This is a genomic window from Niveispirillum sp. BGYR6, from assembly GCF_027568365.1.
In the GTDB taxonomy this organism is placed as follows: Bacteria; Pseudomonadota; Alphaproteobacteria; order Azospirillales; family Azospirillaceae; genus Niveispirillum.
The window spans coordinates 294,381-310,915 of sequence record NZ_JANLNL010000005.1 but is presented as its reverse complement, the minus strand read 5'-3'; the positions used below and the strand labels follow the sequence as shown (position 1 = coordinate 310,915).

14 protein-coding genes and 1 pseudogene are annotated in these 16,535 nt (G+C 61.6%); 4 read left to right on the top strand and 11 right to left on the bottom strand.

Annotated features, from left to right (window positions below; translation table 11 throughout):
• Positions 1 to 63: 63 nt before the first annotated feature.
• The 7 genes and pseudogenes from tldD to PCJ49_RS24695 all read right to left on the bottom strand — a co-directional run.
• A complete protein-coding gene (gene tldD / locus PCJ49_RS13945) occupies positions 64 to 1,530 on the bottom strand; it encodes a metalloprotease TldD (protein ID WP_269911432.1) in 1,467 nt (488 codons plus the stop codon).
• Positions 1,527 to 2,879: a metallopeptidase TldD-related protein gene (locus tag PCJ49_RS13940; protein ID WP_269911431.1), complete on the bottom strand. Its 1,353-nt coding sequence runs from the start codon at positions 2,877 to 2,879 to the stop codon at positions 1,527 to 1,529. The genes tldD and PCJ49_RS13940 overlap by 4 nt, the downstream gene beginning before the upstream one ends.
• Positions 2,876 to 4,666 carry an ABC transporter ATP-binding protein/permease gene (locus PCJ49_RS13935; protein ID WP_269911430.1) on the bottom strand — a complete coding sequence of 597 codons (1,791 nt, stop codon included), beginning with the start codon at positions 4,664 to 4,666 and terminating at the stop codon, positions 2,876 to 2,878. The genes PCJ49_RS13940 and PCJ49_RS13935 overlap by 4 nt, the downstream gene beginning before the upstream one ends.
• 20 nt (positions 4,667 to 4,686) lie before the next feature.
• Positions 4,687 to 6,993, bottom strand: coding sequence for a TonB-dependent siderophore receptor (locus PCJ49_RS13930; RefSeq protein ID WP_269911429.1), 2,307 nt, complete (start codon positions 6,991 to 6,993; stop codon positions 4,687 to 4,689).
• Positions 6,994 to 7,420: 427 nt separating this feature from the next.
• Positions 7,421 to 8,386 carry a LysR family transcriptional regulator gene (locus tag PCJ49_RS13925; protein ID WP_269911428.1) on the bottom strand — a complete coding sequence of 322 codons (966 nt, stop codon included), beginning with the start codon at positions 8,384 to 8,386 and terminating at the stop codon, positions 7,421 to 7,423.
• 39 nt (positions 8,387 to 8,425) lie between these two features.
• Positions 8,426 to 8,731 carry an Lrp/AsnC ligand binding domain-containing protein gene (locus PCJ49_RS13920; protein ID WP_347710436.1) on the bottom strand — a complete coding sequence of 102 codons (306 nt, stop codon included), beginning with the start codon at positions 8,729 to 8,731 and terminating at the stop codon, positions 8,426 to 8,428.
• A gap of 42 nt (positions 8,732 to 8,773) precedes the next feature.
• A pseudogene (locus PCJ49_RS24695) lies at positions 8,774 to 8,830 on the bottom strand (hypothetical protein); the annotation flags it as partial.
• Positions 8,831 to 9,748: 918 nt separating this feature from the next.
• Here PCJ49_RS24695 and PCJ49_RS13915 point away from each other — a divergent pair.
• The gene (locus PCJ49_RS13915) at positions 9,749 to 10,438 is read left to right on the top strand and encodes a thioredoxin domain-containing protein (RefSeq protein WP_269911426.1); all 690 of its coding nucleotides are present in this window, start codon (positions 9,749 to 9,751) and stop codon (positions 10,436 to 10,438) included.
• 34 nt (positions 10,439 to 10,472) lie between these two features.
• On the opposite strand, the gene PCJ49_RS13910 is transcribed toward PCJ49_RS13915, so the two are convergent.
• Complete coding sequence (locus PCJ49_RS13910) at positions 10,473 to 10,955, bottom strand: Lrp/AsnC family transcriptional regulator (protein WP_089288371.1); 483 nt, start codon at positions 10,953 to 10,955, stop codon at positions 10,473 to 10,475.
• A 226-nt stretch (positions 10,956 to 11,181) separates the two neighbouring features.
• Here PCJ49_RS13910 and PCJ49_RS13905 point away from each other — a divergent pair, with 226 nt between their 5' ends.
• On the top strand, positions 11,182 to 12,243 hold the full coding sequence (locus tag PCJ49_RS13905; protein WP_269911425.1) for a PLP-dependent cysteine synthase family protein: 1,062 nt from the start codon (positions 11,182 to 11,184) through the stop codon (positions 12,241 to 12,243).
• Between the two features lie 73 nt (positions 12,244 to 12,316).
• Here PCJ49_RS13905 and PCJ49_RS13900 read toward each other — a convergent pair whose 3' ends face one another.
• Together PCJ49_RS13900 and pip are read right to left on the bottom strand one after the other, a co-directional pair.
• Complete coding sequence (locus PCJ49_RS13900) at positions 12,317 to 13,366, bottom strand: hypothetical protein (RefSeq protein ID WP_269911424.1); 1,050 nt, start codon at positions 13,364 to 13,366, stop codon at positions 12,317 to 12,319.
• Positions 13,367 to 13,465: 99 nt separating this feature from the next.
• Positions 13,466 to 14,416 carry a prolyl aminopeptidase gene (gene pip / locus PCJ49_RS13895; protein ID WP_269911423.1) on the bottom strand — a complete coding sequence of 317 codons (951 nt, stop codon included), beginning with the start codon at positions 14,414 to 14,416 and terminating at the stop codon, positions 13,466 to 13,468.
• Positions 14,417 to 14,622: 206 nt separating this feature from the next.
• Here pip and PCJ49_RS13890 point away from each other — a divergent pair, with 206 nt between their 5' ends.
• Positions 14,623 to 14,868, top strand: coding sequence for a hypothetical protein (locus tag PCJ49_RS13890; protein ID WP_269911422.1), 246 nt, complete (start codon positions 14,623 to 14,625; stop codon positions 14,866 to 14,868).
• A gap of 358 nt (positions 14,869 to 15,226) precedes the next feature.
• Positions 15,227 to 15,619, top strand: a complete 393-nt coding sequence (locus PCJ49_RS13885; protein ID WP_089288736.1) for a MarR family transcriptional regulator — start codon at positions 15,227 to 15,229, stop codon at positions 15,617 to 15,619.
• A 264-nt stretch (positions 15,620 to 15,883) separates the two neighbouring features.
• Here PCJ49_RS13885 and PCJ49_RS13880 read toward each other — a convergent pair whose 3' ends face one another.
• Positions 15,884 to 16,534, bottom strand: a complete 651-nt coding sequence (locus PCJ49_RS13880; protein WP_269911421.1) for a TetR/AcrR family transcriptional regulator — start codon at positions 16,532 to 16,534, stop codon at positions 15,884 to 15,886.
• Position 16,535 lies beyond the last annotated feature (1 nt).

Genomic DNA, 16,535 nt, shown 5'->3' with positions numbered 1-16,535 from the left:
GTTGTGTCTTGGATTGCGTTGACGCAGGGGCGTCTTTGAGGTGGTGACCGCCGACGGGGGCGGTCAGCCCCCGCGGCCCCCCACCAGCATGGCATCGATGCGGATGGTGGGCTGGCCGACGCCGACATCCAGCGATTGCCCCTGCTTGCCGCAGAGCGCGATGCCATTATCCAGCGCCAGATCATTGCCGATCATGGAAATCTGTTTCAGCGCTTCATGCCCGACGCCGATCAGGGTGGCCCCTTCCAGCGGGGCGGTCAGCTTGCCATCCTCAATCAACCAGGCCTCCGTGGTGGAGAAATTGAACCGGCCGCTGACAATATCGACCTGCCCGCCCCCAAAGCCCGGCGCGTAAATGCCGTTGCGCACAGAGGCGAGGATTTCCGCCGGATCATGCTGCCCGGCCGCCAGGAAGGTGTTGGTCATGCGCGGCATGGGCAGATGGGCATAGGATTGCCGGCGGCCATTGCCGGTGGGCTTGGCATTCATCAGCCCGGCATTCAGCCGGTCCTGCATCAGGCCGGTCAGGATACCATCTTCGATCAATACCGTGCGTTCGCCGGGCACCCCTTCATCATCGATACCCAAGGAGCCGAGCTTGCCGGGAAGGCTGCCATCATCAATGACGGTGACGCCGGGGGCGGCAATCCGCTCCCCCATGCGCCCGTCAAAGGCCGACAGGCGCTTGCGGTGATGGTCGCCTTCCAGCCCATGCCCGACCGCTTCATGGAACAGCACGCCGGCATAACCGGGGGCCAGCACCACCGGCATCACCCCGGCGGGGGCCGGCCGCGCCTCCAGATTGGTCAGTGCCACCTGCACCGCCTTGCGCACCGTCGCATCCACCCGCTCCGGGGTCAGGCTGCTCAGCGCATGGCGGCCGCCGACACCGGCGCTGCCGCGCGCCCGCCGGCCATTGGCCAGGGCCACCACCTCCACCATCATCTGCACCGTGGGGCGCACATCGGCGGCCAGCCGGCCGGCAATATCGGCCACCAGGATCACCTGATCGGTGGCCCGGATAAAGGCATCCACCCGGATGATGCGCGGGTCGGCCGCCCGCCCCACCTGATCGACCCGTTCCAGCAGGGCGATCCAGTCCGCCGCATCCCCTTCATTAACCACGCTTTCAGGCGGATAGACGGCATGATGCGGCAGGCTGGTGGCCAGCGGCACGCTGTTGGTGCCGCTGCTGCTGCGGCGCAGGCCGCTGACCGTGGCGGCCAGATCGGCCAGCGCGCCTGGATGCAGATCGGCCGAATGGGCAAAGGCGACATCGGCCCCGCTGGCCGCCCGCGCGCCCACCCCCTGGTCGATGCGGAACGATCCGGCAGCGACCTTGCCATCTTCCATCCGCCAGCTGCGGGAATGGACGGATTCCAGGAACAGGTCGGCCAGATCAATGCCCGGCCCCTGCAGCGCCCCCAGCGTGCGGGCAATATCCGTCAGGTCAATATCATGGGGGGTCAGCAGCCGCTGTTCAGCATAGCGCAGGCTGAGCCCCTGGGCCGGCGTGTCCATGGCGATCATGGCGCCCCTCCGATTTGCAGATCATGGATCAGGATGGAACCGGTCTGGAACGCACCCTGGCGATAAAGATCGCTGCCGATGGCAACGATGCCGCCGATCATGTCGCGCAGATTACCGCCGACGGTGATGCCGGAAACGGGGAAGGTCGGCACCCCGTCTTCCACCCAGAAGCCGCCGGCCGCACGGGTCCAGTTGCCGGTGACCGGATCGGTGGCACCGCCATTGAACTGTGTCACCAGCAGGCCGCGCCCCATGCGGGCGCACAGGGCCGCGCGGTCTTCGGCCGGGTTGCGGCTGGTGAAGCGCAGGTTCCACGGCCCATCCGCATTGCCGGTGGAGCGCATGGACAGCCGCCGCGCCGACCGGCTGTCCAGGAAATAGCCGCGCACCACGCCCGCTTCGATCACGGCGCGCTGCTGCCCCGCCACCCCTTCGCGGTCATAGGCACCGCTGGCCAGCCCATAGGGCAGGAAGGGATCTTCCAGCAGGTCAACATGATCGGGGGCGATCTGCGTGCCCACCGAATCCTGGAACAGGCTGGTCCGGCGGTGCTGCGCCATCCCCCCCAGCGCGCCCACCACATCGCCCAGCAGGGCAGAGGCGATGCGCGCATCGAACAGCATGGAAGCACGCTGCGTTGGCAGACTGCGGGCGCCCAGTTGCGACACGGCGCGTTCTACCGCCTTGGCGGCCACCCTCTCCACACTGTCCAGTGACTGGAAGCGCCGCTCCATCGACTGAGCAATATCAATGGCTGACTGGCCATCCTGCTCCGCCTTCACCATGGCCCACAGCCCATGCTGCGAGAAGCTGAAGGAGCGGCAGAAGCCCGCCGACGTGGCCAGCGCCACCCGCCCGTCGCTGGAGGCGACACCCGCCTCCGCCACCCGGATGCCGACACCGGGCGGGACGATGCTGCCACAGGCCGCCGCATCCACCGTGAAGGCCATTTCCGACAGTTCCGCCACCGTCAGGCCAGACGGCGACGCCAGTTCCGGCAGCGGCGTGTCATGGGCCAGCGTCGCCGGATCGGCCAGACCGGCATCAGGATCGGGGGCCACGCGGCCAGCCGTCGCCACCGCTTCAGCCGCCGCCCGGCGGATCGCCGCTTCTTCCAGGGAAGAGGTGCTGGCGGTACCCATGCGGCCCTGCTGATAAACCGTCACCACCAGCGACTGGGTCAGGTCGCGCAGCGCCTTGTCGGCGGTTCCCTGGGCCACGGTGACGCGCATCCCGCCGCCGATCCTGGCGGTGGCGCTGACCGCCACATCGCCCAGGGACAGCGCCTGATCGACCGCCAGCGCTGCCAGCGCCCGCAATCGTTCCTCGTTCAGTCGCAGATTGATCATGCGTTCTTTCCCGGCAAAGCGGCGGCCGTTGCCACACCATCGGCGATGGTCAGGCAGCGATCGTGATGGGCCAGCAACCGTTCATCATGAACGATGCTGATCACGGTGGAATGGGGCAGGTCGTTGCGCAGGCATTCATAGAAATGCCGGGCATTGTCCGGGTCCAGGGCGCTGGTCGCCTCATCCAGCACCAGCACTGACGGGCGGTGCAGCAGGATGCGGGCCAGCGCGATACGCTGCTGTTCACCCGGCGACAATTCTTCCTGAAGGAAGCTTGTCACGTGCAGTCGTTCTGCCAGATTGCCCAGCCGCACCCGCTCCAGCAACTGGATGATCTCGGCATCGGTATGGGCTTCGGGCAGGTCGGGGAAGCAGAGGGCCGCCTTCAGCGTGCCCAGCGGCAGGTACAGACGCTGCGGCACGAACATGGCGACCGTATCCGGCGCCATGGTGACGGCACCCTTGCCATCTGGCCACAGCCCGGCAATGGCCCGCAGCAGGGTGGATTTGCCGGCCCCCGACGGGCCGCAGACGGCCCAACGCTCACCCACCCCGACCTGCCATTCCCCGACATGCAGCAAGGGGGCGCCATGGGGCAGGAACAAAGCCAGATCGCGGGTGGCAACCACCTGACCAGGAGCCAGCGCACCGGCCCCGATGCTGATGCCACGCGGCCGTTCATAATCGATGGCGTCGTCCAGCCCCTTCAGACGGTTCAAACAAGCCAGCTGTTCACCGATACGCGGATAGGTCTGGACGAAATAGGAGAGCTGGTTGACCAGCCGTTGAAAGGCATCCCGCGCGCCCATCACCTGGCCAAAGCTGATTGTCCCGGCGAAATAGGAAGGCACCAGCAGGAACAGAGGCAGGATGCCGCCAATCCGTTCATAAACGCTCTGTGTCGCGCTCAGCCCCAAAGCGGTGATGATGATGGAGCGATAGTTGCGCCGGATCTCGGTAAAGGAATCCTTCAGGGCCTGGCGTTCCAGCCCCACCGCACCGGCCAGACCAATCTGTGGCGCGTTGCGGCGGACATGGATCAGGTTGGCACGGAAATCAGCCTCCCGGTGCTGCTGACGCATCGTCGCCTGGATATAGGGCTGCCCGATCTTCACCATCAGCAGGCTGCCGACCAGGGCGTAAATGCAGGCATACCAGACGGTGCTGCCGGGAATATGGATGGCCATGCCCATCAGGTCGAACCGGATCGGGTCGGCCGTTTCCAGCAGCACCATGGCAAAGGTGATGGCGGTGACCGCCGAGCCAAGAAAGTTCAGCAGCACGGACAACATGCCCAGGCTGGCATTGGTGACGGATTCCACATCCACTGCGATGCGCTGATCGGGATTGTCGATCAGCCGCAACCGTTCAATCTCCGCGAACCGGTTATGCGCCATCCAGCGGTCAATATAGCGTTCGGTGATGAAGCCGCGCCAGCGGATGGTCAACAGCCGGTCCAGCAGGCCATTCACCAGGACGGCACCAACCTGCATCGCCATGATGCCCACGAAGGCCAGCAGCAGGATGCCGTATTTTTCGACATTGCGCTGTTCAACACTGTCGAAGAAATCCCGTTCCCAACGATTGGCCGCCAGGAAGATATAGGCCGTGCCGAACTGGAAGCCGATCTGGATGATCAGGTTCGCCCAGGCGAATTTCCAGTCCTTGGATGTCCAATAGGCTTTGAACAGGCCGAACGCATGGCGCCAGCGTTCCCCGGCCGGCGGCGGGGGGACGAGGCCCGTCTCTCGACGGACCTCCCCTGTCTGCGTTGGTTGAGGATGCACAGGCTGATCCGATCACAGGTTTACAGGAAACGGTAACCGATGCTCAACCGCCAGGAACGTGGTTCCCCCAGCGGCACATAGCTGGTGCTGATGGTGGAGGCGTAATTCTGTTTGTTGAACAGGTTGCGCACACCCAGATTGATGTCGATATCGCCATAGGTCAGGAAGGCGTTGACATCGACCTGCACAGCCGACGGCACGCGGTTGATGGCACGCTGATCGACAGCGGAGCCGGACCGGCCATAGATGCCCGCCCCCAGGCCGGCCTTAATCTCGTCCGTCACATCATGACGGTAGGAGCTGTAGAGGCTGTAGCTGTTCTTCGGCTGCGCCGTGACCACATTGCCCAGGCTGGTCTTGGTCAGGAAGCTATAGTCGGTATGGACAAAGGTGGCGACGACGGACAGGCCGGGGATCGGCTCACCGGTGATGTTCAGATCATAGCCTTCGCCCAACTGGCCGGGTGCAGCAATCTGGAAGCGCGGCGCCGCCGGGTCGGTGATCAGCTTGTTGCTCTCCCGGATGCGGAACCAGGAGGCATTGACCAGCACCTTGTCATCAAACAGGTCCAGCTTGACGCCAACCTCGGCATTGCGCGTCTTGATGTCGGGCAGACGCTCCCGGTTGCGGTCAGTGATGAAGGTCGGCTGGAACCCGTAAGCCAGGGTGCCGAAGGCGGAGATATCAGGGGTGATATCATAGACCGCGCCGAAGTTCGGCGTTGTCGCCTTGCCCTTGCTCCTCGTGATCGAGCGACCGAAAATGTTGGAGACCACGTCCGTCATGTTCCGGCGCACGCCGGCCAGCAGATGCAGATCCCAGGCACTGACCAGATATTGCCCGTAATAGCCCCGCTGCTCGCTATCCACCGTAAAGCTGGGCTTATACTGCGTGGTCAACGGCCTCAGGGCCGGTGTCTTTGTCAGGAAATTATAAGGCGCCATCCCGCCGGTCAGCGGCTCATCGGCATCGACATTCATCTTGGTATAGGTGAAGCCGCCAACGAACTTGTGTTCGAACGCGCCCGTGGTGAAATTCACCCGGGCGAAACTGTCGACCAGGTCGTTGGTGCCGCGCTGCTTCACCCCGCTGCCGGATACCAGCAAGGTGCCATCCCCGGCTAGAACGGCAAAGGGCGAATATTGCGAAAGCCGGAAGTTGATCTCCTGATGCTGACCACGGGCAACGACAGACAGCCAGTCCGTCACATCCTGATTGACCTCAGCATTGATCTGCTTGGTCTTGATCTCGATCCCCTGATCCTTGCCGCCGATCAGCGGTTTGGAATAATCCACCGCGAAGGGCTGCTTGGTGGTCGGGCTGAAGACGGCATAGGGAATGACGCCGCTGGCCTGCTTGCTGAGCGTGGCACTGAGGATCGCATCGGTGCCCAAATTCTTGTACCGGAGGGACGGCGCGATCAGATATTCCTCGTCGCCGCGATAGCCGCCGAAATTGCGGTCGGCCTTACCGGCCGTGCCGATGATGCGGGCCGTGATGGTCTTGTCATCGGTCAGGGCGCCGTTGGCATCCACCGTCCCCTTCCGCAGACCCCATTTGTCAGTTTCAGCCAGGCCATAGATGCGGGCGTTGGCGCTGGGCTTCTTGGTGACGATATTGACGGTACCGCCCATATTATTGCCACCCAGCAGGATGGCATCCGGCCCCTTCAGCACTTCCAGCCGTTCGATATTGGCTGTTGGCTGGGTCGCCCCCACCGGGAAGGTGCTGCTGCCCGAGGTCGGCATCCCGTTGACGGAACCGTTGGAGACGAAGCCGCGCACGGAGTAATTCACGCCGCCCTGTACCGTGGCGCTGTTGACGACGACACCGCCGGCATTGCGCAAGGCATCGGCCAGGGTCTGGCTCTGCTGTTCGGCCATCAGGCGGGATGAAATCACCTGATTGTTGCGCGCCTGCTCCCGCAGCGACAAGCCCAGGCGGGAGGAGGTGGAGGTGGAGCGGACCAGGATGCTGGTCTCCGCTTCGTCGCGCCGCGCCAGCACGATGATGCCGTTGACGATCACCAGCGAACCATTATCGCCCGGCATGGTCAGCAGCGTTGTATCCTTGGTCGCCCGGTCAATGGCCTCTTCGGCCGTGCGGGCCCCGCTGACCGGCAGGGAGGTCAGGCCCCGCACGGCATCCGGGTCCATCTCGATCTTGGTGCCGGACTGGGAAGCGATCTGGCGCAGCGCCTCGCCCATATCCATGGCCGGCACGCTGATCGTGCGCTCCTGCGCCATCACCATCTGGGGCGCCAGAACCATCGGCACGGCCAGCATCGTGGCCGTGCTCAGCAGAAAGGATGTGATTTTGTTGGACATGCAAAGCCCCCTTCGCAGAAAATTGTTGTCGCCTACGCCCGTTCATTTTTATTTCTCCATCAAGATTGATGGAGTTTTGGTTTATTCGACTGTGGATTTTTGACGTCCAAGCCCGTTCTCTCCCCCCACGGCAGAAGGGGGAAAGTTTTTGGTAACCCTGTTTCCGGATATTTATTCATGCGTGAATGCACGCATGGCGTGAATACCGGTTGCTTATCTACGCGTTATTTTGGGTGAAACCGGATCATCGTCCATTTTACCGCCAGTGGCGGTATGATTACGGCCCCATCTGGGATTATGCTGGGGCTGACTCTGGATCAATGCAAATCAATAATGATGATTGCACCATCAATCTGATTGATGGTGCTCTGTTGGAAAGGCCAGAGGTCAGAACGGCGCCGCGCCAATGGCGGGGCGACGCGTTTCACTAACCCCGACCGGGTATGACCTCGCCCCCCATCCGATACCGCGCCCGCCAGGATAGACATTTGAAGAACATATCGATGATCCAGCGGATCTTCGGTTCGTCCGCCCGGTGGCGCTGCCACTGCGCCACCAGGGGGGTGGGTTTCCTGGCGACAGGCAGGGTGACCACTTTGACCGGCAAGTCGTTGGCATAGTGTTGGGCCAGCCAATCGCTGGTGGTAACGATCAGGTCGCTGTTCATCACCAGACGCGGCAGCATGGAATAATGGGCCGTGCGCACGACGATACGACGCTGCCGCAGCAGATCGTCTGGTTCATGCATGGCGAACATGGCCTGTTCGATAGTGTCGAACAGGGCAGCATGGCGGCCCGCCAGATAGGTTTCGCGCGATATGTTACCGCCAGGGTCGGTAATGGGGAAATTGCGGCAGACCAGACCGGTCAGCCCATGATCAAACAGGGGTTGCGAACAGAATTCCCCGTCGGCCATCGCCACCGGGACGATGGCCACATCCACCCCGCGTTCGAACAGCCGATCCGTGCGGCCATATTCAAAGGGCAGCAGCTGGATATCCAGCCCCGGCGCCGTCAGTAGAATCTTCTCCACCACCATGCTGAGGAAGATCAGCTCAATCGCCTCCGGTGCCGTCAGAATGACGCTGCCCTTGGCGTGCGCCGGATCGAAATCCAGCGACAGATGGAACGTGTCGTCAATTTCCCGCAGCAGCCGCCCCACCCGTGGCCGCAGCGCCGTCCCCAGTGCCGTTAATTGCCGGCTGGGGCCATAGATCACCAACTCATCGCCGAAATGGTCGCGCAGCCGGCGCAGCGCCATGCTCATCGCCGGCTGGGTCAGCGCCATTTTCTGCGCCGCCTCCGTCAAGGTCGGCATTTCCAGCACGGCATAGAGCGCGTAGAGCAAATTGGCGTTCAGCCGGCGCAGGCGGGGCAACTGGTCAGACGACAAGGGACATCACCGGGACAGGGGGCGGAAGGGCGCGCACCATCATCCCTGACTGGCGGCATTGCGCAAGACCGTCAGCGGCAATGCTTCCACCGATTTCACCGTCTCCATGGAAATGAAGGCGCTGACATCGGTCATCTTGATCCGCCGGATCAGTTGCTTATAAACCCGATCATAATCCTCCACATTGGGCAGCACGATTTTCAGGATGTAATCGACCGATCCGGTCATCCGGTGCGCCTCGACAATTTCGGGGATTTCGGCCACGGCCTGGCGGAAGCGGCTGGTCCATTCCTCACTGTGCTCCCCGGAACCCACCGTGACAAACAGGGTGGTGGGCAGCCCCACCGTGGCGCGATCCAGCAGCGCCACATTGCGGCGGATGAACCCCGCCTCCCGCAGCTGTGCGATACGGCGCGAACAGGCGGAGGGAGAAAGATGCACCTTCTCCCCCGTCTCGCTGGCGCCCCTCCGATTTGCAGATCATGGATCAGGATGCAAGCGGTCTGGAACGCTCCCTGACGATAGAGATCGCTGCCGATGGTGATGCCGGAAACGGGGAAACTTGCCCCCCCTCTTCCACCCAGAAACGCCCGGCGAGGCGGGTCCAGTTGCCGGTGACCGGATTGGTGGCACCGCCATTGAACTGTATCTAACACTCGTTAAATCCGACTTGACATTTCTTCTTTTAGGAATTACACACCGATAGATATTTTACGCACAATGAAACCCATCGAGTCCAGAGACATCCCCTTGATGTCAAGAAGTGGATGGCAATCCCTATATTCGTCGTCTGAGAGGGGATGAGAGAGATGCTTGGTTCTTGACGATCTACACTCTTGTTCTTGGTTTGATTTGTATCGAATCACCTACTTGCTCTGGAGGTTCAAATGGCAAGAATGCTTAGTGTGGTCGCAATTCCTTTTGCTGTGGCTATTATGGTCTCAGCTTTTGGCTCAAAACCCGCAGTGGCACAGCAGTGCGGAGGTGTTAATGGGCCTTGTCCACATTATGAAATGTGTTGCAGTATGTGGAATCACTGTGGGAGGGGGGCGAATTATTGCGGATATGGTTGTCAATCTGGGCCGTGTTGGTATGATGATGGATATCGTTCACAAGCACCTTCTCCTGTTAAGATTAAGCTGCCACAGTCCGTACGGAAAGATAGTTCTGCTATGATTTGGCGTGACGCGACGGGCGTTAGAATCTCATTGATTCGTGCGGCTCGGTAGTTTTCATGGCTAAATTTACTGTTTTTCTGTGAAGGCCGAGACGAGAGAGGCATCCCCCTACCTTTTTGTTCGTTCGCAACAAAAAGGTAGGGGGTCGATTCAATCTACTGTAATTTTTCTTGAGGGTGATAAGATGCTTAAATCGCGTTTGGCGCAATATTTCTCTTTCCCGGTAGCTTTGTGCGCCTTGGGTATTTCTGTTTACGGATTTTTCAATCAACAAAAAATTGTTTATGAATACGTTATGAGACATCCAGAAATTATCGCTGAATCATTGATTCGCCTATCTGAACAGCAGGATCAAGAGGCACTCAATAAAAGTTCCCTTGCCATTAAGGATGGTGAGAAACAATTACAGCAACAGCCCTACGATCTTGTATTAAATCCTAATGGAAAATATACCGTCGTCGAGTTTTTTGATTATAACTGTCCATATTGTCACAAAACTAACGTTGAAATAAAAGAGTTCGCGCAAAAAAATCCGCATGTAAAATTCATTCTCAAAAATCTACCAATCCTTGGTCCTGATTCGGTATTGGCAGCCACTGTGGTTGCAAAGGCAATCTCTCAAGGGCAGGATAAGGCGATAATTTTGCACGATCAATTTATGGCACAGAAGAATGACGCATCCAACATCAAGGTATTAGCAAAGAATAATAACATTGACTTATCTGAAGCAGATTTGAAAATAGAGTCATCCTTTGAAGATAATAAGAAATTGGCAAAAAATATTGGCACGGGTGCAACTCCTTCTTTCATATACAATAATAAGATGTATATGGGGGGTGATTTAAAGTGGTTGGATGAAATACCAAAAACATAAGATAAGGATCAATGCGGGAAGTTGGCGCACACCATCATCCCTGACTGGCGGCATTGCGCAAGACCGTCAGCGGCAGTGCTTCCACCGATTTCACCGTCTCCATGGAGATGAAGGCGCTGACATCGGTCATCTTGATCCGCCGGATCAGTTGCTTATAAACCCGATCATAATCCTCCACATTGGGCAGCACGATTTTCAGGATGTAATCGACCGATCCGGTCATCCGGTGCGCCTCGACAATTTCGGGGATTTCGGCCACGGCCTGGCGGAAGCGGCTGGTCCATTCCTCACTGTGCTCCCCGGAACCCACCGTGACAAACAGGGTGGTGGGCAGCCCCACCGTGGCGCGATCCAGCAGCGCCACATTGCGGCGGATGAACCCCGCCTCCCGCAGCTGTGCGATGCGGCGCGAACAGGCGGAGGGGGAAAGATGCACCTTCTCCCCCATCTCGCTGAGGGACGTGTCGCTGTCGCGCTGCAGAATGTCGAGAATGGCAATATCGCGCGCATTGATCATGGGCATATCCTGACAATCACCGGCATGGGCTTGAGCCTTTCCGACCAGGGCGCAAAATTTTTGCGCCAATCTCTTCTATCATACACTCACGTTGCGCAGGGTCCAGCACCCCCACATGACATTGCAAACACATCCCGCCCGTCTGCGGTTAAAAAGAAGACCCCTGCCCGGCCGCGCAGGCGCCATGGCGGGGACAAGAACAGGATCAGGCACAGGACAGGGTAGCATGAACACGCAACGCGAATGGCTGGCCAGGGCGGTGGAGATCATCCGGGCCGAACAGCACCGCTCGGCCGACACCCATCTGATCGGCGTGCCGCTGGCCCATGCGCCGGGCATTGATCTGTATCTGAAGGATGAATCCAGCCACCCGACCGGCAGCCTGAAGCACCGGCTGGCGCGGTCCCTGTTTCTGCACGCGCTGTGCAATGGCTGGATCGGGCCGGAAACGACGCTGGTGGAATCCTCCTCCGGCTCCACCGCCGTGTCAGAGGCCTATTTCGCCCGGCTGCTGGGCCTGCGCTTCATCGCCGTCATCCCCGCCGCCACAGCGGCGGAAAAGGTGGCGGCCATCCGCCATCAGGGCGGGCATTGCCATATGGTGGATGATCCACGGCAGGTCTATGATACGGCCGAACGCATTGCGCGGGAGACGGGTGGCCATTATCTGGACCAGTTCACCTATGCTGAACGCGCCACCGACTGGCGCGGCAATGGCTGCATCGCCGACAGCATCTTCGACCAGATGGCCCGCGAACGCCATCCGGTGCCGGCCTGGATCGTCTGCGGTGCCGGCACGGGCGGCACCTCGGCCACCATCGGGCGCTTCATCCGCTATCGCGGGTTCAGCAGCAATCTCTGCGTGGCTGACCCGGAACATTCCGTCTTCCACCGCCATTTTGCCGACCGGTCGGTGCTGACCGTGACGGGCCCCGTCTCCTGCGTGGAAGGCATCGGCCGGCCCCGGGTGGAGCCCTCCTTCATGCCGGAGGTGATTGACCGCATGATCGCCGTACCGGACAGCGCCAGCATCATGGCCGCCCGCCATATCAGCCGCGTGCTGGGGCGCGGCTGCGGCCCCTCCACTGGCACCAATATTGTCGCCTGTCTGGAGCTTATTGGCGAGATGGTGGCGGCGGGGGCAAGCGGCTCCATCGTCACCCTGCTCTGCGATCCGGGGGAGCGCTATGCCTCCACCTGTTTCGACGATGCCTGGGTGGCCGCCAAACAGCTGGATACCCATGCCGGCGCCGCCCGGCTGCAGCACTTCCTGCCGCTGGCGGTGTAATACCAACCCGCCTAAAGGTTAACCTTTAGGCGGGTTGGTATAAGATGCATGGGGCGCGCGGCGCCGCGACCCCTCAGGCCTCGTTGGCGGCCCCGTCGAAGGGGGAGAGCTGTTCGGGGAACAGGTCGGCCAGGGCGGCGGCATCCGGCCGGCAGATGCCCCGTTCCGTCACCAGCCTGCTGACAATATCAGGGGGCAATAAAGCCAGATCGGGGGCGGCGATGGCGCTGGGCCGCGCCGCCCGCCAATGGATGGCCCCTGCCGTCAGACAGGCGATGACCGGCACACCGGCGGCATGGGCGGCCTGTGCCAGTGCCGCCTGATCCGGCCGTACCGCAAGATCGCCAGCGGGCGTGGCCCGCTCCACCGCCAGCCAGACCGCACTGACCGGCCCTGCCGCCAGCCGGGCCAAGGCGGTGGCCTGATCCAGTTCCTGATGGGCAATGCCCGCCTCTGCCAGTTCCCAGCCGGTCAGCGGGCTGGTGGTCAGGGCCAGGGGTGGCGGGGCCGGGGGCTCTGTCCCCTGTCCGATCCGGCCGCCGCTGATCCGCCAGAGATCATATTGTTCCTGCGCCAGGAACAAGGCGGCCGTGGCCGCACCCCAGCCGATGGCCGACAGCCAGCCTGCAGGGGCGGCCAGCATCAGGGGGGCAGCTGTCCCGTCCCCGTCGCGCAGCAGCGGCAGGGCGTGGCGGCCGATGGAAAGATGGTTTTCCTGATCCTCCTGCGCGATGGCGTCGGCCTCCGCCATGGCATTATCGGCCCGTTCTGACGGGGGGCTGATATCCAGCGCGTCACGCACCCGGTCCAGCGCCCCGCGCAGCAGGGGGCAGCGGTGGTCCAGCACCGCCAGCGTATAGAAAGCCGCCATCACGGCTGCCATGTCGGGGTCGCGCCGTGCCGCCAGGGCCAGCCCATAGGCGGCGGCCACGGCGCGGCGGGCCGGCCCCTGCACGCTGCCTTCCCGGATCGCCGCCAGGATATCCGCCACGGAGGCAGCCGTGCGCAGCGCCAGCCGCTGCGGCAAGGCCCGCTGATCGATCAGGACCAGGGATCGATCATCCTCCCCCCGCCAGATGGAGCGGTGGCGGGTGAGGGATGAAAGCTGTTGATCGGCCGACATGGCTTTCCTGCGCCGATGGACATTATCTTCAGCATTAACGCCCATCAGGAGATGGTCAAGTGACGCTTATCTGCATGTCGTGCAGAAAATTCCGTCCCTTCAACGCAAGGTTTTGAACCGTTCCGTCGCCTGCACCAAAGCCGTGCGAATGCCCGGTTCCATGGCGCTGTGCCCGGCATCCGGCACGATGATGTAATCCGCCTCCGGCCAGGCGCGGTGCAGCGCATCGGCCGTATTGATGGGGCAGACCACATCATAGCGGCCCTGGATAATCACCGCCGGGATATGCCGGATACGATCGACATCGCGCAGCAGCTTGTCTTCCGGGGTCAGCATGTTGTTGCGGAAATAATGCGCCTCAATCCGGGCCAGCCCCAGCGCATGGGTATCCTCGCCCGAGGCGGAAACCAGTTCCGGGCTGGGCAGCAGGGTGGAGCAGGCCCCCTCATACATGCTCCACACGCGGGCGGCCTGCATCCGCACCGACGGGTTATCGTGGGTCAGCCGCTTCCAATAAGCTTCCAGCAGGTCGTTCCGCTCTGCCACCGGGATATAGCTGACGAAATTGTGCCAGGCTTCGGGGAAGAACTGGCGCATCCCATAAAGGAACCAGTCAATCTCCGTCTGGCGCATCAGGAAGATGCCGCGCAGGATCAGCCCGATCACCCGATCGGGATGGGCCTGGGCGTAGGCGATGGAGAGGGTGGAGCCCCAGGAGCCGCCAAAGACCAGCCAGCGCTTGATCCCCAGCATTTCCCGCAGCTGTTCCAGGTCGGCCACCAGATGCGGGATATCATTATCGCGCAATTCCCCCAGCGGGGTGGAGCGGCCGGCGCCGCGCTGGTCCAGAATAATGATGCGGTAATGGGTGGGATCAAAGAAGCGGCGATGGGTGGGCGATGCCCCCGCCCCCGGCCCGCCATGCAGGAACAGCACCGGCACCCCTTCCGGGTTGCCGGATTGCTCCCAATACAGCGTGTGGAGATCGTCCACCTTCAGGCGGCCGGTCTGAAAGGGCTCCAGCGGGAAGAAAAGATCGCCACGCGGCATGGTGGTATGGATCCGCTTGCTTGGGTTGTTTTGTGACAGTCTATGGCAAGCAAGGGGCCATTGGCAAACCATCCGACAGCATGGAAAGGGTCGGGCGGCCCCGCCCTGGCATGGACGGTTCGCGTTCCACGCAGGGGCTGCCGGCTTGACGCAAATCATCCGATCGCGGATGTTTTGCGTCAACGCATGAATAAAGGATCATTCCCATGAGCATCCCCCTGTTTCTGGCCCGGTTATTGGGCTGGTTGCGCCCTGTGACCCGGCCCGACGATCTGCCCGCCGTCATCCTGCGGGAATTTGATGGCGCCGGGCGGCATTTCACCGAAAGCCTGAGCAGCGGCCGCCATCGCCGGCCATTTTCGTTCCGTATGCATCCGATCTCGGAACTGACGGAGTACCGGGACAGATTGTTCCTTGCAACCTTCCCGCAGATCGGCGATAGAGTCCGCTGAACCCTTCCCGCCACCCCCCAGCATAAGGAGCCAATTCGATGGACATGAATTCACACTTTACCGGTACCGGGGACGCTGTGCGTTGCCGAACCGGCGCGCGACTGGTCGCCCAAAAAATTCCCCTCAACCAACAAACGATCTTTCGAACATTCGAGGGCTGTGATGAGCTTCTTCTTCTCTGTGGCCAAGGGGCCGAAATTATTCATTGAACTGGCCCGCTGGGCCGATCATGGCGCCCCCGGCGGACGCCGTTACGACCTCCGCCGCGAGAATGGCGAGCTGTTGATCTGGCTCGGCCGCCTGCATTTGATTTACACGCCGGCCCGTTGGCGGCCGCCGGCACGGGGACCAACAATACATGGCCGTAAACCACCCACAGACTGCCGGTTGGCATCCTGACGCGCTGGACCCGCTGGTCCGCGTCTTGGAGGCGTTGCGCGTGCTGGATCCGGATCTGCCGATCCAGTATGCGCTGTCCTTTCTGACCATCGCGCAGAATGAGGGTCTGTCGATCCGCGATCTGTCTGAACGGCTGGGCATTGCCCAGTCTTCCGCCTCCCGCAACGTGGCCGCCTTGTCGAAATGGCACAGTTTCGGCAAGGAGGGCCACGATCTGGTACAGGCGGAGGAAGACCCGCGGGAGCGGCGCCGCAAGATCATCACCCTGACCGACAAGGGTCGCGCCCTGGCGGCCCACCTGTCTGACCTGATCCAACCGGAAGACAGCCCGCCGATCCGCCGGATGGCTTGAGGCTTGGGTCAAGTTTATGGGGCTGCTGGGATGGCCCCCATCGGCCTTTTCCGGAGTGTTTGTCCGGAAAGTTTTCGTTCTTTCTCAACACGTTAATGTTCTGATCCCGTCACCCCGGCCTTCGCCGGGGTGACGGTAGCGCTTAAAGATAAGACGTGTAAGACGTTGAGATGACGTGAAACTTTCCGGACGGGTACTAAACTCTTTTTAAGGCCACGTGACAGTCGGAAACGCGGCCTCCCTACAAAATATTTGCCTCTATCCTCAATCCTTCGGCCCATAGGCGGCCATGAAGACCTGCACGGCGGCCTGGGCGCGGGCGCGCATCTGATCCGGGGTCATCTGCGCATTCTGCCCCAGCAGGGTGCGCAGCTGCAGCTGGCCGTTGACCAGCCCGAAAAACTGTTCGGCCGCCAGCGCCGGATCGGCAATCCGCAGGTTGCCGGCCTCGTTCTGCCGACGCAGGTAATCGGCCATGCGCTGCAGGGTCAGCAGCGGGCCGTTTTCATAGAAATGCGGGCCGGCATCGGGGGATTGGGCCTGGGTGCTGGCGGAAATGATCACCCGTACCAGACAGGGGTAATGCGGCCGGGTCAGCAGGTCCAGAAAGCGCATTCCCTGGGCTTCCAGCACGGCGGCGGGGCTGGCATTGGCGCCCATGCTGGTGATGGGTTCCACCAGTGCATCGCTGCGCCGGCGGACCATGGCTTCGAACAAGGCATCCTTGTTCTTGAAATGTTTATAGATCGTCTGTTTGGAGACGCCGGCCACCACGGCGATCCGGTCCATGCTGGCGCCATGGCCTTCCTGGATGAACACGGATTCCGCCGCCTGCAGAATGGCTTCCCGCTTGGCCGGGTCCATGGGGCGTCCGGCCCGGCGGGGGCCGGCGCAGCATTCCGCTTCCATCACCATG

What these genes read in the sequence shown, in the direction of transcription:
- PCJ49_RS13905 (WP_269911425.1), top strand. Translation starts at nt 11,182, where the DNA reads ATGAACACGCAACGCGAATGGCTGGCCAGGGCGGTGGAGATCATCCGG.
- PCJ49_RS13915 (WP_269911426.1), top strand. Translation starts at nt 9,749, where the DNA reads ATGCTTAAATCGCGTTTGGCGCAATATTTCTCTTTCCCGGTAGCTTTG.
- PCJ49_RS13940 (WP_269911431.1), bottom strand. Translation starts at nt 2,879, where the DNA reads ATGATCAATCTGCGACTGAACGAGGAACGATTGCGGGCGCTGGCAGCG.
- PCJ49_RS13910 (WP_089288371.1), bottom strand. Translation starts at nt 10,955, where the DNA reads ATGATCAATGCGCGCGATATTGCCATTCTCGACATTCTGCAGCGCGAC.
- PCJ49_RS13900 (WP_269911424.1), bottom strand. Translation starts at nt 13,366, where the DNA reads ATGTCGGCCGATCAACAGCTTTCATCCCTCACCCGCCACCGCTCCATC.
- PCJ49_RS13930 (WP_269911429.1), bottom strand. Translation starts at nt 6,993, where the DNA reads ATGTCCAACAAAATCACATCCTTTCTGCTGAGCACGGCCACGATGCTG.
- PCJ49_RS13885 (WP_089288736.1), top strand. Translation starts at nt 15,227, where the DNA reads ATGGCCGTAAACCACCCACAGACTGCCGGTTGGCATCCTGACGCGCTG.
- PCJ49_RS13890 (WP_269911422.1), top strand. Translation starts at nt 14,623, where the DNA reads ATGAGCATCCCCCTGTTTCTGGCCCGGTTATTGGGCTGGTTGCGCCCT.
- pip (WP_269911423.1), bottom strand. Translation starts at nt 14,416, where the DNA reads ATGCCGCGTGGCGATCTTTTCTTCCCGCTGGAGCCCTTTCAGACCGGC.
- PCJ49_RS13880 (WP_269911421.1), bottom strand. Translation starts at nt 16,534, where the DNA reads ATGGTGATGGAAGCGGAATGCTGCGCCGGCCCCCGCCGGGCCGGACGC.
- tldD (WP_269911432.1), bottom strand. Translation starts at nt 1,530, where the DNA reads ATGATCGCCATGGACACGCCGGCCCAGGGGCTCAGCCTGCGCTATGCT.